This window comes from Amycolatopsis magusensis, from assembly GCF_017875555.1.
Taxonomy (GTDB): domain Bacteria; phylum Actinomycetota; class Actinomycetes; order Mycobacteriales; family Pseudonocardiaceae; genus Amycolatopsis; species Amycolatopsis magusensis.
In genome coordinates, this window is sequence record NZ_JAGGMS010000001.1 from 6,796,635 (window position 1) to 6,810,151 (window position 13,517).

12 protein-coding genes are annotated in these 13,517 nt (G+C 69.7%); 7 read left to right on the plus strand and 5 right to left on the minus strand.

Annotated elements, in window-relative coordinates; all coding sequences use genetic code 11:
• Nucleotides 1–9 precede the first annotated feature (9 nt).
• Entirely contained in the window at nucleotides 10–702 is a 693-nt protein-coding gene (locus JOM49_RS30185; protein ID WP_209667574.1) for a Crp/Fnr family transcriptional regulator, read from the minus strand.
• Between the two features lie 282 nt (nucleotides 703–984).
• On the opposite strand from JOM49_RS30185, the gene JOM49_RS30190 reads away from it, so the two are divergent.
• A complete protein-coding gene (locus JOM49_RS30190; protein ID WP_209667575.1) occupies nucleotides 985–1,491 on the plus strand; it encodes a Pycsar system effector family protein in 507 nt (168 codons plus the stop codon).
• Nucleotides 1,492–1,497: 6 nt separating this feature from the next.
• Here JOM49_RS30190 and JOM49_RS30195 read toward each other — a convergent pair whose 3' ends face one another.
• Nucleotides 1,498–2,211, minus strand: coding sequence for a Crp/Fnr family transcriptional regulator (locus tag JOM49_RS30195; protein ID WP_209667576.1), 714 nt, complete (start codon nucleotides 2,209–2,211; stop codon nucleotides 1,498–1,500).
• Nucleotides 2,212–2,599: 388 nt separating this feature from the next.
• Between JOM49_RS30195 and JOM49_RS30200 the strand changes: the two genes are divergently transcribed.
• From JOM49_RS30200 to JOM49_RS30225, 6 genes are read left to right on the plus strand one after another with little or no spacing between them, the layout of a single operon-like run.
• Nucleotides 2,600–3,877 carry an ABC transporter substrate-binding protein gene (locus tag JOM49_RS30200; RefSeq protein ID WP_209667577.1) on the plus strand — a complete coding sequence of 426 codons (1,278 nt, stop codon included), beginning with the start codon at nucleotides 2,600–2,602 and terminating at the stop codon, nucleotides 3,875–3,877.
• A complete protein-coding gene (locus JOM49_RS30205) occupies nucleotides 3,844–4,785 on the plus strand; it encodes a carbohydrate ABC transporter permease (protein ID WP_209667578.1) in 942 nt (313 codons plus the stop codon). The genes JOM49_RS30200 and JOM49_RS30205 overlap by 34 nt, the downstream gene beginning before the upstream one ends.
• Entirely contained in the window at nucleotides 4,782–5,603 is an 822-nt protein-coding gene (locus JOM49_RS30210) for a carbohydrate ABC transporter permease (protein ID WP_209667579.1), read from the plus strand. The genes JOM49_RS30205 and JOM49_RS30210 overlap by 4 nt, the downstream gene beginning before the upstream one ends.
• Before the next feature lie 24 nt (nucleotides 5,604–5,627).
• A complete protein-coding gene (locus tag JOM49_RS30215; protein ID WP_209667580.1) occupies nucleotides 5,628–8,075 on the plus strand; it encodes a glycoside hydrolase family 2 protein in 2,448 nt (815 codons plus the stop codon).
• 14 nt (nucleotides 8,076–8,089) lie between these two features.
• Nucleotides 8,090–9,100, plus strand: a complete 1,011-nt coding sequence (locus tag JOM49_RS30220) for a LacI family DNA-binding transcriptional regulator (protein WP_245369529.1) — start codon at nucleotides 8,090–8,092, stop codon at nucleotides 9,098–9,100.
• An 11-nt stretch (nucleotides 9,101–9,111) separates the two neighbouring features.
• Nucleotides 9,112–10,119: a LacI family DNA-binding transcriptional regulator gene (locus JOM49_RS30225; RefSeq protein WP_209667582.1), complete on the plus strand. Its 1,008-nt coding sequence runs from the start codon at nucleotides 9,112–9,114 to the stop codon at nucleotides 10,117–10,119.
• Between the two features lie 29 nt (nucleotides 10,120–10,148).
• Here JOM49_RS30225 and JOM49_RS30230 read toward each other — a convergent pair whose 3' ends face one another.
• Genes JOM49_RS30230 through JOM49_RS30240 form a run of 3 tightly spaced genes read right to left on the minus strand, consistent with a single transcriptional unit; the run spans nucleotide 10,149 to nucleotide 13,514 of the window.
• Nucleotides 10,149–10,751 carry a class I SAM-dependent methyltransferase gene (locus JOM49_RS30230; protein WP_209667583.1) on the minus strand — a complete coding sequence of 201 codons (603 nt, stop codon included), beginning with the start codon at nucleotides 10,749–10,751 and terminating at the stop codon, nucleotides 10,149–10,151.
• Nucleotides 10,752–10,774: 23 nt separating this feature from the next.
• Nucleotides 10,775–11,251, minus strand: coding sequence for a (2Fe-2S)-binding protein (locus JOM49_RS30235; protein WP_209667584.1), 477 nt, complete (start codon nucleotides 11,249–11,251; stop codon nucleotides 10,775–10,777).
• The gene (locus JOM49_RS30240) at nucleotides 11,244–13,514 is read right to left on the minus strand and encodes a molybdopterin cofactor-binding domain-containing protein (RefSeq protein WP_209667585.1); all 2,271 of its coding nucleotides are present in this window, start codon (nucleotides 13,512–13,514) and stop codon (nucleotides 11,244–11,246) included. The genes JOM49_RS30235 and JOM49_RS30240 overlap by 8 nt, the downstream gene beginning before the upstream one ends.
• Nucleotides 13,515–13,517 lie beyond the last annotated feature (3 nt).

Consider the following 13,517-nt stretch of genomic DNA (forward strand, 5'->3'; position numbering starts at 1 on the left):
CGGGATCTCCTAACTCTGAGCCACATCCGCCTGGCGGACCCCATACTGATACGGGTTCTGGCGGTTCAAGACGCTGAACCGGGCCAGCCCGGCGAGATCGGTGATTACTATCCGTCGCGCCCGTCGGCGTACGAGTCCCGAGTCGCGCAACGACTGGAGGGCTTTCTCGAACGTGGCCAGCGCCACTCCGGCCAGGGAAGCGATCTCGGCCTGGGTCAGGCACACATCGAGGGTCCACCCGTCCGAGGCGCGAAGCCCATGTCGTCGCGCCATCTCGGCGAGCACGCGACTCACGCGTACCGGTGCGGGGCACGCGACGAATTCGGCTCGTCTGTTGTTCGCCCAGTGCAGACGCGCGCTCAGCGAAGCCGCGATCGCTGCCCAAGCGTCCGGGTGGCGGTCGAGGAAGTTCCTGAACTGGGCGTTCTTGATCAGCCTCACTTGAGTAGGAGTGCAGGTCATCACGTTCGCGGAACGTCTACGACCCTCGAGTACGGACATCTCTCCGAGCAGGTCTCCCCGCCCGCGGAGGCCGAGCAACACCGGACGCCCGGACTCGGTGTCCACGAAGACCTTCATCAACCCCTCGAGCAGGACGAGGACGTGATGGCTCTCCTCACCCTGGTGGATGACCTTCTGTCGCGGCCGGTAGGTGACAGCGGTACCCAGTTCGAGGAATCCGACCCTGGTCCGGACGGACATCCGGCCAAGCAGGCTGTCAACAGGCCATGTTTGCTGATTCAGCTCCGCTCCCCTCTCCCGAGCCGGTAGCGCCCGGCGCGCTTTCGGGCGGCCTTCCACAGATCGCACAGATTTGCTGGGAAGACCTCGTCAGAAGGCGGGTTCTCAAGTACAAAAAATGGCCGATTGGGCCCGGGGAAAAACATCTCGGGATGGGATCTTCCGAACGTCCGGCCGCGACGATCGTCATTACCAAATTCGGAGGACGACATGCGTAATCCCAGCTCAAGGACACCGGCCAGGATGAGAACGGCGCGGGATGGATCAGAGACCGAGCTCAGTACGGCATTGCACACGATCGCGTTCTTCCAGGGCCTGGTGCAACACGCCGACGAGAAGGCGCGGACCGTGGTCGCAGTTCAGACCATGATCGCGGCTCTGGTCACGGCCCAGCTCGGCATGCTCGGCAAACCGCCGACCGGAGCTGTGTCGCGGCTCGTCATACTCTCGATCTTGGTCTGTTTCGCCATCGCCTACGTCCACTCATCATTCCACCTGGTTCAGGCGATTCGGCCTCGAACAGCAGCGCCGTCGGGCGACAACCGGTTCGCCTTCCCGAGTGTTGCCGCAGGCTCCGCGGACCTCGTTCACGTGCCACTGCGAAAACAGTGCGCTCAGGCTCACGATGTCATCCGCTTGCTGGCGGTACTGGCGATGAGGAAGCACCGCCATGTGCGCTCCGCCCTGGCCGGGACGTGTGCGCTCTTTCCGGCTGGTCTGGGCTTGATGTTCACCGCGGCGTTCCCATGATCGGAATCAACCGTCAGCCACCTCGCCGAGTCGCGCTCGGTCGCACACACAGACTCGCCGGTAGCCGGTTTCGACGATGTTCTCACGTCGCAAACCTGCGAGGGCTCGGTGCACCGTGGGTTCGGCGGCGCCTACCAGTGCCGCGAGTTCGGGCTGGGTGAGAGAAACCCCGATCCGGATATGCTCCCCGGACGGAATCCCGTAGCTTCCGGCCAGCTCAGCAAGGACACGGGCCAGGCGGATCCGGACCTCGCGACTGCCGAAATCGATCCGCCGGCGCGTGGCCCAGCGGAGCTTGACTCCCACGCTGCTGCTCACTGCGATGGCGATCTCGGAAAAGCCGGCGAGAGACCGGCGAAAGTCGGCCTGGCTGAGGAAACGGGCCCGAACTCGGCCGGCTGTTGTCACCGTGGCAACTCGCGGCTGCCCGTCCATCGCCGCCAGTTCACCGACCAGGTCACCGCCGACCCGGACGGCCAGCAATGCGAGATGACCTTCCGGGGTGGTCCCAGTGACCTTGACGCACCCATCGACTAGGAGGAACGCGTGATTGGTCGATTCTCCTTCTCGGAAGAGCACCCTGTCAGGCTCGAACTCTCGCGCTGTCCCCATCGCCAACAGCGCTTCTTGCGGCCCCTGAGACAAACCCGACAGGAAACTACCCTGCGGGAACGTCGTCCTCGGACTCCCCACGACGAACCTCCCGTCCCCGGTCAGCATGGTAGGTCCGAATGAGCGGCCTCGCCAGGGCTCACCGCTGCCGCATAGGTGCACAAGCCTCATCGAGTTCTCCTGAGGCCGCTGACCCGCCGTCACCGCGGTTCGACTGTGCGGCGGGGCAACTTAAACAGTTCAGTGGAACTTGAGCGGTTAAGTGCCGACCGGCCGACCATGGCCGGCGCTGTGCCCACATCCGCCGCCCCTACATAAGCCCAGTTCAGCGCGCCTATCAGACGATCTCAGCAAGCGACCGCGTGCGCGGGCAGATGATCGCGCGGTACGGCAAGCGAGCCGATTGCTTGACCGCTTAACTTCGCCGCGCGTAGCGTTTTCGCCGCCCGGGCACGGGGACACCGAGGTCCCCCGGGGGCACTGAGGGAGCGAAGCGATGAAGCGCAGAAGCAGGATCCTGGTGCTCGCGGCGGCCGGGCTCGTGGCCCTGTCCGGGTGTTCGGCCGGGAGCGATTCGGGGGCCGACGGCCGGATCGACGGCGAGATCACCGTGCTCACCCAGCGGACCGACCTGGTCGACACCGTGTTCGAGCAGTACAAGCAGGAGTTCGCCAAGCTGCACCCCGAGGTCAAGGTCACCTTCCAGGGGATCACCGACTACGAGGGCGAAGTCAAGATCCGGATGAGCAGCCAGGACTACGGCGACGTGCTGCTCATCCCCGAATCGATCACCCCGGAGCAGCTGCCCTCCTACTTCGAGCCGCTCGGGGACGCCGCCGAACTGGAGAAGAAGTACCGGTTCGTCCCGGAGCAGACCTTCGAAGGCAAGGCGTACGGCATCGCCATCACCGGCAACGCCTTCGGGTTCGTCTACAACAAGAAGCTCTGGCAGCAGGCGGGGGTCACCGCCCCGCCGACCACGCCCGCGCAGTTCCTCGACGCCCTGCGCGCGATCGGCGAGAAGACCGACGCGACCCCGCTGTACACCAACTACCGCAACGGCTGGCCGCTCGCGCAGTGGGAGGACCTCCGCGCCTCGGTGGCCGGGCAGCCCGACGTCATCACGCGGCTGGCCGATTCCGACGCGCCCTGGACCCCCGGTGACCCCCAGGAGATCGTCGACACGCTCCTTTTCGACGCGGTGGCCGGGAAACTGACCGAAGAAGACCCGACGACGACCGACTGGGAAACCTCCAAGAAGGCGATCGGCGAGGGCAAGATCGCCACGATGGTGCTCGGTTCCTGGGCGCTGACCCAGGTGCGCGAACTGTCGGCCACCCCGGAGGACCTCGGCTACCTCCCCTTCCCTGCCCAGGTCGGCGGCAGGTTCCACTCCGCGATCGCCGGTGACTACAAGAACGCGGTCAGCGTGCACTCGAAGAACAAGGACGCCGCCAGGGCGTGGGTGGACTGGTTCGCCGACAAGTCCGGCTACGCCACCGCGCAGGGCGGGTTCACCCCGCTGCTGGGCGGCCCGGAACCGGACAGCCTCACCGACTTCGAGGACCTCGGCGTGACCTACTTCGAGCTGGACCGGAGCAAGGACGCGCTGGTCAAGAAGATCGACAAGACCGCGGAGATCGGGCTCTACCAGCCCACGTACCGCCAGACGCTGATCGACGCGGCCCGCGGCGCGAACGGGAAGTCCAAAGAGGACGTGTTCGGCGAGCTGAACCAGCGGTGGGCCGAGGCGAAGTCGCAGGTGACCTCCTGACCGCCACGATCACCGGGCGCGAGGCCGCGGCGGTGCGGCGGCCCGCGACCCGGCGGCGCGGCGGGGCCACCCCGTGGCTGTTCCTCCTGGCCCCGCTGCTCCTGCTCGCCCTGTTCACCTACGTGCCCGTGGTGAGCATGTTCTTCTACAGCGTCACCGACTGGGACGGGCTGAGCCCGCGCCAGGAGTTCGTCGGCACGGAGAACTACGAGCAGATCGTCAGCCGGGCCGAGCTGGTCGACGTGCTCGGGGTCAGCCTGTACTACTTCGGCGCGGCCTTCGTGCAGCTCGCGCTGGCGCTGTACTTCGCCACCGTGCTCAGCTTCCGGGTCCGGTTCGCGAACCTGTTCAAGGGCATCATCTTCTTCCCCTACCTGATCAACGGCGTGGCGATCGGCTTCGTCTTCCTCTACTTCTTCCGTCCGGAAGGGACACTGGACGCGCTGCTGTCGGTCACCGGCCTCGACGGCCACCCCTGGCTCGGCGATCCGGACACGGTGAACTACTCGCTCGCCGGGGTTTCGGTGTGGCGCTACCTCGGCCTGAACTTCGTGCTCTTCCTCGGCGCCATCCAGTCGATCTCCCCGCACCTGTACGAAGCGGCGGAACTGGACGGGGCGAACCGGTGGCAGCAGTTCCGCCACATCATCCTGCCCAGCATCCGCAACATCGTCGGCCTCACCGCGATCCTGGCGATCGCGGGCTCGCTGTCGGTGTTCGAGATCCCCTACATCATGACCGGCGGCGCCAACGGCAGCAAAACCTTCGTCATCCAGACCATCGACCTGGCGTTCAAGTTCGGCAAGGTCGGGCTGGCCTCGGCGATGGCGGTGGTCCTGCTCGTGCTGATCCTGCTGGTGACCTGGGTGCAGCGCCGGCTGGTGCCCGAGGACGAGGTGCGCGCATGATCCGGCGGAAAAGGGTGTTCTCCTACACCTCGCTGGTCCTGATCAGCCTGGTGATGCTCGTGCCGCTGGTGGTGATCTTCCTCGGCTCGCTCAAGGAGGACGCCGAGTTCCGGGGCAGCGGGCCCTTCACCCCGCCGGAGAACTGGTTCAACCTGAGCAACTACGCCACCGCGCTGGTCGACGGCGGCATGGTGGGTGCCTTCGCCAACACCCTGATCATCCTCGTCACCTCGGTCACCGGCACCGTGCTCATCGGCTCGATGGCCGCCTACGCCATCGACCGCTTCAGCTTCCGGCTGCGGCGGGCCGTGCTGGCCGCGTTCCTGCTCGCCACGCTGGTGCCGAGCGTGACCACGCAGGTGGCCACCTTCCAGGTGGTCAACCAGCTCGGGTTGTTCGACACGCGGGCGGCGGCGATCGCCCTGTTCATGGGCACCGACATCGTTTCGATCTACATCTTCGTCCAGTTCATGCGCTCGATCCCGCGGGAACTGGACGAAGCCGCCGCTCTCGACGGCGCGTCCCGGCTCGGGATCTACTGGCGGATCATCCTGCCGATGCTCAAACCCGCCATCGCCACCGTGGTGATCATCAAGGGCATCGCCATCTACAACGAGTTCTACATCCCCTTCCTGTACATGCCTTCGCGCGACCTCGGGGTCATCTCCACCTCGCTGTTCCGGTTCAAGGGCCCGTTCAGCGCGCAGTGGGAGGTCATCTCGGCGGGCGTGATCATCGTCGTGCTGCCCACCCTGCTGGTCTTCCTGCTGCTGCAGCGCTGGATCTACCAGGGCTTCGCCTCCGGTGCGACCAAGTGACCGACCTAGAAGAACGGACCCGTGATGAGAACCGTCACCCCGCTCGCCCACGGCTGGCGCGTGCAGTCCGCCGACGGCCGCCCGATCCCCGCCGAGGTCCCCGGCACGGTGCACACCGACCTGCTCGCCGCCGGGCTGATCCCGGACCCGCTGGTGGGCGACCACGAAGCCGAACTCGCCTGGATCGGTGAGTCGGATTGGCGCTATACCTGCGAATTCAGCCTCGACGGCGAGGACGAACGCGTGGACCTGGTGTGCGAAGGGCTGGACACCGTCGCGGAACTGACGCTCAACGGGAAACCCGTCGGCTCGGCGATGAACATGCACCGCACGCACCGGTTCGACCTGCGCGGCGCGCTGCGGGACGGGGCCAACGAACTGGCGGTGACCTTCCGCTCGGCGGTCCGGTACGCGCAGCGGATGCGCGACGAACTGGGCGACCGGCCCGGCCCCTACCCCGAACCGTTCCAGTTCATCCGGAAGGCGGCCTGCAACTTCGGCTGGGACTGGGGTCCGCAGTACACCACCTGCGGCATCTGGCGCCCGATCGGCGTGCACCGGTGGCACACCGCGCGGCTGGCCGAAGTCCGCCCGGAGGTCACGGTGGACGCCGACGGCACCGGCCGGGTGAAGCTGCACGTCGGCGTCGAACGGACCGGATCGCACGAACTGGTCGCCACCGCCCGGATCGGCCGGGCGCATCGGGAAACGGTCATTATCCCGGCCGGGCAGCGCGAGGCGCTTCTCGAACTGACCGTCGAGAACCCGGATCTGTGGTGGCCTCGGGGACACGGCGAGCAGCCGCTCCACGAGGTCCACATCGAACTCCAGACCGCCGAAGAGACGCTGGACACCTGGGAGCGGCGGATCGGCATCCGCAGTGTCGAACTGGACACCACACCCGACGCCGAGGGAACCCCGTTCACCTTCCGCGTCAACGGAAAGCCGATCCTCGCGCGCGGGGTGAACTGGATCCCGGACGACGTGTTCTTCCCCAGGATCACCCCCGAGCGCTACGCCGCCCGGCTCGACCAGGCCTGCGAAGCAGGGGTCAACCTGATCCGCGTGTGGGGCGGTGGGATCTACGAGAGCGACAGCTTCTACGACGCCGCCGACGAGCGCGGACTGCTGGTGTGGCAGGACTTCCTGTTCGCCTGTGCCGCCTACCCGGAGGAGGAGCCGCTGGCCAGCGAGGTGCGCGCCGAGGCCGAGGACGCCGTCCGGCGGCTGGCCCGGCACCCGAGTCTGGTGCTGTGGAACGGGAACAACGAGAACATCTGGGGGTTCTGGGACTGGGACTGGAAAGACAGCCTGGGCGAGCGGACCTGGGGCGCCGGGTTCTACTTCGGCACGCTGGCCGAGGTGGTCGCCCGCCTCGACCCGGACCGCCCGTACTGGCCGGGCAGTCCGTACTCGGGCGATCCCGCGCTCCACCCCAACGACCCCGATCACGGGCCCATCCACATCTGGGACGTCTGGAACGACCGCGACTACGAGGACTACCGCACCTACCGCCCGCGTTTCGTCGCGGAGTTCGGTTACCAGGGGCCACCGGCGCACCGCACCGCGCTCGACGGATTCGCCGTCTCGGAACTCGAACCGGACTCCCCCGCCGTGCTGACGCACCAGAAAGCGGAGAACGGCGCGGAAAAGCTCGCCAGGGGGCTCGCCGAGCACTTCGGCCCGGTCACCGGCCACGACGACTGGCACTACCTCACGCAGCTCAACCAGGCACGCGCGATCCTGCTCGGGGTCGAGCACTTCCGTTCGCTGTGGCCGCGGTGCACCGGCACGGTGGTCTGGCAGCTCAACGACTGCTGGCCGTCGATGAGCTGGGCGGCCATCGACAGCGCCGGACGCCGCAAGCTGCTCTGGTACGCGCTCAGGGACGCCCACGAGGATCGGCGGCTGACCGTCCAGCCGCACGAGGACGGCCTCGCCGTGGCCGTCCTCAACGACACCGACACCGCGTGGAGCGGCGAGGCACAGGTCGAGCGGATGACCTTCGGCGGTGAAGTCCTCGCCCGGACGACCTCGCCCTTCGAGGCCGCGCCCAGATCCGTCCACATCGGACACCTCAGGGCGGACATCTCCGACACCGTCGATCCGGCGTGCGAGCTGATCGTGGTGACCGCCGGGGAGGCCCGGGCGGTGTGGTTCTTCGCCAAGGATCGCCTGCTGGCCTACCCCGAACCCGACTTCGACGTGACCGCGCGTTCCGGCGGCGAGGGCAGCGTGGTCACCGTCCGGGCCCGCTCGCTGCTGCGGGACCTGTGCCTGTTCGCCGACCGGGTGGCCCCGGACGCCGTGGTGGACCAGGCGCTGGTGACCGTGCTCCCGGGTGGGTCGGCGACCTTCCGGATCCAGCACGGTCCCGGCGTCGACCCGGCGGCCTTCACCACGCGGCCGGTCCTGCGGTGCGTCAACGACGTCCTGGCCACCCACCCGGCCGATTTGGCCGTCCGTCCGTGATGCGGCGGCCGACCATGGCGGACATCGCCCGGGAGGCGGGCGTGTCCAAGGGCGCGGTGTCCTACGCGCTCAACGGCCGCACGGGCGTGTCGGAGTCGACCCGGCGCCGGATCGTGCGCATCGCCGACGAACTGGGCTGGCGGCCGTACGGGGTGACGCGCGCGGGCCGGGTCACCCGCGCGGACGCGGTGGGCCTGGTGCTCGCCCGCCCGGCCCGGTTCCTCGCGCTGGAGCCGTTCCTGATGTCGCTGGTGTCCGGAGTGGAGTCCGAACTCGCCCGGCGCAAGGTGGCGCTGCAACTGCAGGTCGTGCGGGACCACCGCGAGGAGATCAGCACCTACCGGCGCTGGTGGACGCGGATGCACGTGGACGGGGTGCTCGTGGTCGACCTGGCCGCCGCCGACGAGCGGGTGACCGAACTGGCCCGGTGCGGCCTGCCCGCGGTGGTGCTGGGCGGGCCGGACGGCCTCGGGCCGCTGCCCGGGCTGTGGAGCGACGACACCACCGCGATGCACGCCGTGGTCGACCACCTGGTGGCGCTGGGACACCGGCGGATCGGCCGGATCGCCGGCCCGGCGCGGCTGCGGCACACCGCCACGCGCACCGCGGCGATGACGCACGCCCTGCAGCGCCACCACCTGCCACCGGCCGTGGTGATCAACACCGACTACAGCGGGGACGAGGGCGCGGCGGCGGCCCGGCGGCTGCTCGACCGGCGGCCCCGGCCGACGGCGGTCGTCTGCGACAGCGACGTGCTGGCCGTGGTCGCGCTGGGGGCCGCCGAACGCGGCAGGCTGACCGTGCCCGGCGACCTGTCGCTGATCGCCTGGGACGACTCCGCGCTGTGCGAGCTGGCCCGGCCCGCGCTCACCGCCCTCTCGCGGGACGTGGCCGCCTACGGGGCGCACGCCGCGCGCCTGCTGCTCCACCACATCGACGGGCAGCCGGTGAGCACCCGCGTGGACCACCTGCCGCGGCTGGTGGTCCGGCACAGCACCGCCCGGCCTGGTCCGCGCCACCCGTGAGGAGACTGCCGGTGCCCGCCAAACGTCCCACGATCGCCGACATCGCCCGCGCCGCCGGGGTGTCCACCGGGGCCGTGTCCTACGCGCTGAACAACCAGCGCGGGGTCTCGGAAAACACCCGCCGCCGCATCCACGAGATCGCCGCCACGCTCGGGTGGGTGCCGAACACCGCCGCCCGGGTGCTCTCCGGCGGTCCGGCGGGCGCCATCGGGCTGGTGGTGGACCGCCCGGCGCGGGTGCTCGGCATCGAGCCGTACTTCATGCAGCTGATCTCGGGGATCCAGGCCGCGCTCGCGGGCGGGCCGACCTCGCTGCTGCTCCAGGTGACCGACAACGCCCCGGCGCAGCTGGCGATCTACCGGCGGTGGTGGGCCGAGCGGCGCGTGGACGGCATCCTCCTGGTCGACCTGCTGGTGGACGATCCGCGGGTGGAGCTGGTGACCGACCTGGGCCTCCCGGCGGTGATCCTCGGGGAGCCGCAGGCCGATCTCGGCCTGTCCTCCGTGTGGACCGACGACGAGAAGGCCATGGCGTTCGTCGTCGACTACCTGACCACGCTGGGGCACCGGGAGATCGTGCGGGTCGCCGGGCCGGAGGAGTTCGTCCACACCCAGCGGCGGACGGCCGCCTTCCTGGCCGCCACCGCCGGCCTGCCGGGGGCGCGGGTGCTGACCGCGGCGGACTACTCCGACGACGCCGCCAGCCGCATCACCCGGCGGTTGCTGACCGGGCAGCGGGCGCCCACCGCGCTGGTGTTCGACAACGACGTGATGGCCGTGGCCGCCGTCGGGGTCGCCACGGAACTGGGCCTCGACGTGCCGGGCCGGGTCTCGGTGGTGGCCTGGGACGACTCGGCCCTGTGCCGCCTGGTCCGCCCCGCGCTGACCGCCGTGCGCCGCCCGACCGCCGAACGCGGTGCCGCCGCGGTCACCCTGCTCCTGCACCCCGGCGACGGCCCTTCGCAGGTCAAAACCGCCGACCCGGAACTCCGGGTCCGCTCGAGCACCGGACCCGCTTGAGGGAGGGGAGCCCGGCCGTACGCCGCCGCTCAGTCGAGTGGTTTCGTCCAGGTGAGGGAGTAGCGGCGCAGGACGTGCCAGCGGTACCGCACGCCCGGCAGGATTCGCTGGGCCGCGGTTCGCACCTGTCCGTAGGTCATCGTCGCCTGGGCAGCCGGCATGCCGTCCGGGCCGTGGGCGCGGCGCGCCAGTTTGACGACCTTCACGGCGGGCGCCGTCGCGATCCGCCGTGCCCAGTCCAGCGCGGTCGAGTCGAGGGCGAGGCCCACCACGACGAGCGTTCCGCCCGGCTTCAGCAACTCGCGCATGCGCGTGAGCGCGGCGTCGAAGTCCATGTGGTGGATGGCGGTGACCGAGCAGAGGAAGTCGTAACCCGGCTCGGGGAGGTCGGCCGTGAGGAAGTCGGCCTGGACGAAGGTGGCGTTCAGCCGCTCGCGGGCGCGGGCGATCATCTCCGCCGAGGTGTCGATGCCGGTGACGTGCTCCGCCCGGCCGGCGAGCTTCCGCGCCAGGAGGCCATCACCGCAGCCCACGTCCAGCGCGTGCGCGCAACCGGCGGGAACGGCGCGCAGGATGTCCGGGTGCCGGGCCACATTGGTGTTCCAGTACGGCTTCAGCTCGTTCGGCGCCATCGGCTCACCGTAGCCGGGACACCTCACATGGCTTGGGCGCCGGCTTTGATGGCGGCGCGGATCCGGGTGTAGGTGCCGCAGCGGCAGATGTTCCGGATGCCGTCGAGGTCGGCGTCGATGAGGTCGCGGCCTTCGGCGGCGGCCCGGCGCGCGAGCACCACGGCGGTCATGATCTGGCCCGGCTGGCAGTAACCGCACTGGGCGACGTCGTGGTCCAGCCAGGCCCGCTGCATCGGGTGCAGGTCCTCGCCTGCCGTGGCGGCCAGGCCTTCGATCGTGGTCACCTCGTCGGCCGGGCCGAGGTCCTTGACCGGGATGGCGCACGGGTTGACCGCGTCGCCGTTGAGGTGGCTGGTGCACGCCTTGCACACGTTGATGCCGCAGCCGTACTTCGGGCCGGTGATGCCGAGGACGTCCCGCAGCACCCACAGCAGGCGCACGTCGTCCTCGACGTCCACGGTGACCGGCGTGCCGTTGACGCGGAACGTGTGCTCAGGCATCGGTTCTCCTCGACAGGCCGTCCACCGGCGAGGCCGGCACGGGCGGGATGGTCGGTTTCGGCTCGAACGAGAGCGTGCCGTGGTTGATCGGGAACGCGGTCGGCATCTTCCCCGTCGCCCGGCCGTACGCGCAGGCGACCGCGGCCATCGACGCCGCGACCCCCAGCTCCCCCGCGCCGCCGGGCTCGTCGGACGTGCTCGGCATGACGATGATCTCCAGCTCCGGCGGCGTGTTCCACTGCCGGGTGTAGAAGTAGTCGTCCCAGCTGGCTTCGAGGAAGTACCCGTCCCGCAGGTGCAGGCTCGCGGTCAGCGCCAGCGCGATGCCGTCCATGACGCAGCCCATCACCTGTGCTTCGAGCCCGCGCGGGTTGACCACGAGGCCGACGTCCACGGCGAAGACGACCTTCGTCACGCGGGGCCCGCCGACGCCGTCCCGGATGGGCCGGTTCACCGTCCCGGGGCGGCAGTCGAGCTCCACCAGCGCGGCGCTGACCGACTTGTACTCGGCGTGGAAGGCGATGCCCTGCGCGGTACCGGACGGCATCGCCCGCCCCCACGACCCCACTTCGGCGACCTTGTCCAGCACCGCGCGGGACCGGGCGTCACGCAGGAAGTCGTGCCGGAAGCGGTACGGGTCCTTGCCCATCTTCGCCGCGAGCTGGTCGACGACGAGTTCCCTGGCGCAGGTGACATCGGGTGAGTAGACGTTGCGCATGCTGCCGGTGTTGAACCCCTTGGCGGTCTCGGCGAGCAGCCGCCCGCTCGCCCCGAAGTGGTACGACGTCGACTGGCTCAGCTGGAAGAAGGTCTCGGCGAACCCGATGTCGCCCACCGGGAGCCGGGCGGCCAGCGCGGTGAAGACCTCCCCCAGTCCGTGCCCGAAATCGGTGGCGACGCTGGTGTGCCGCTGGTCGTAGCCGAGCACCACACCGCCGAGGTAGGCGGCGCGCACCCGCGAGGTGGCCATCGGGTGGGTGCGTCCCTGCCGCGCGTCGTCGGCGCGGTGCCACATCAGCTTGACCGGCTTGCCGATCCGCTGCGAGACCTCGGCCGCTTCCAGCGCCGCGTCGAAGAACAGCTTGCGCCCGAACGACCCGCCGCCTTCGGTGACGTGCACGGTGACCCGGCCCGGCGGCAGCCCGAGCTTCGCGGCGATGACCTGCTTGGCCACGATCGGCGACTTCATCGACGACCAGATCTCCGCCCGGTCGGGCCGCACGTCCGCCACCGCGCAGTTGGGTTCCAGCGCGCTGTTGCCACGGAAGTAGAAGGTGAACTTCGCCTCCACCGTGGGCACCGGCGGCTTCAACCCGAGTGGCAGTTCGGCGCCCGCCAGCTCCTGGAGCACGCTCTCGTCGGATTTCCCTTCCACCGTCCCGGATTTCCACGAGACCCGCAGCGCGCGCACGCCGTCGATGCACTGCCCGAAGGTTTCGGCACGCACGGCCACCCCGGTCGAAATCACCACGACGTCGGTGACGCCGGGCATGACCCGCACCTCGGCGAGGTTGGCCACCGAGCCGACCCGGCCGTTGATGGTCGGCGCCCGGCACACCATCGTCGGCTTCGCGCCCGGGATGGCCAGATCCATGGCGAACTTCTTGCGCCCGGTCACCGCGTCCAGCGCGTCGACCCGGTTGTGCGGCTTGCCGATGACGGTGAAGCTCTCGCGCGGAGCGAGGTCCACCGCCACCTGCTCGGTCCGCGTGCTCGCGGCCTTCCCGGCGAAGGCACCGATGTCAGCTTGGCGACCGGACCGATCGCTGATCACCCCGTCCCGCAATGTCAGATCGGCGACCGCGACACCGAAGTCGGCGGCCGCGGCTGTCAGCAACCGGGACCGGGCGAGTGCGGCGGCGACGCGGATCGGGGTGTAGGTCGCGATGGTCGTGTTCGACCCGCCGGTGAGCTGGTTGAACACCAGTTCCGCCCGCGCGTCGGCGAGCGTGACCCGCACCCGGCCGACCGGCACGGCCAGTTCCTCGGCGATCAGCATGGCCGTCGAGGTGGTGACGCCCTGCCCGACCTCGGCCCGCGGCAACGCGAACGACACCGTGCCGTCCTGGCCGACCTCGACCGCGATCAGGCCGGAGGTCGGCAGCGCGGCCGCGGTCATCACGTCGTTGAGGTCGAGCAGCTCGGTCAGTTCCGGCGAGGGCACCTGGGCCCGCGCCGCCGGGGTGAGCCCGGCGGCGGTCACCAGGGTCGGCGCCGCGAGCACGTACCCGAGGAACCGGCGCCGCCCCAGGCCCGGTCGCACGCC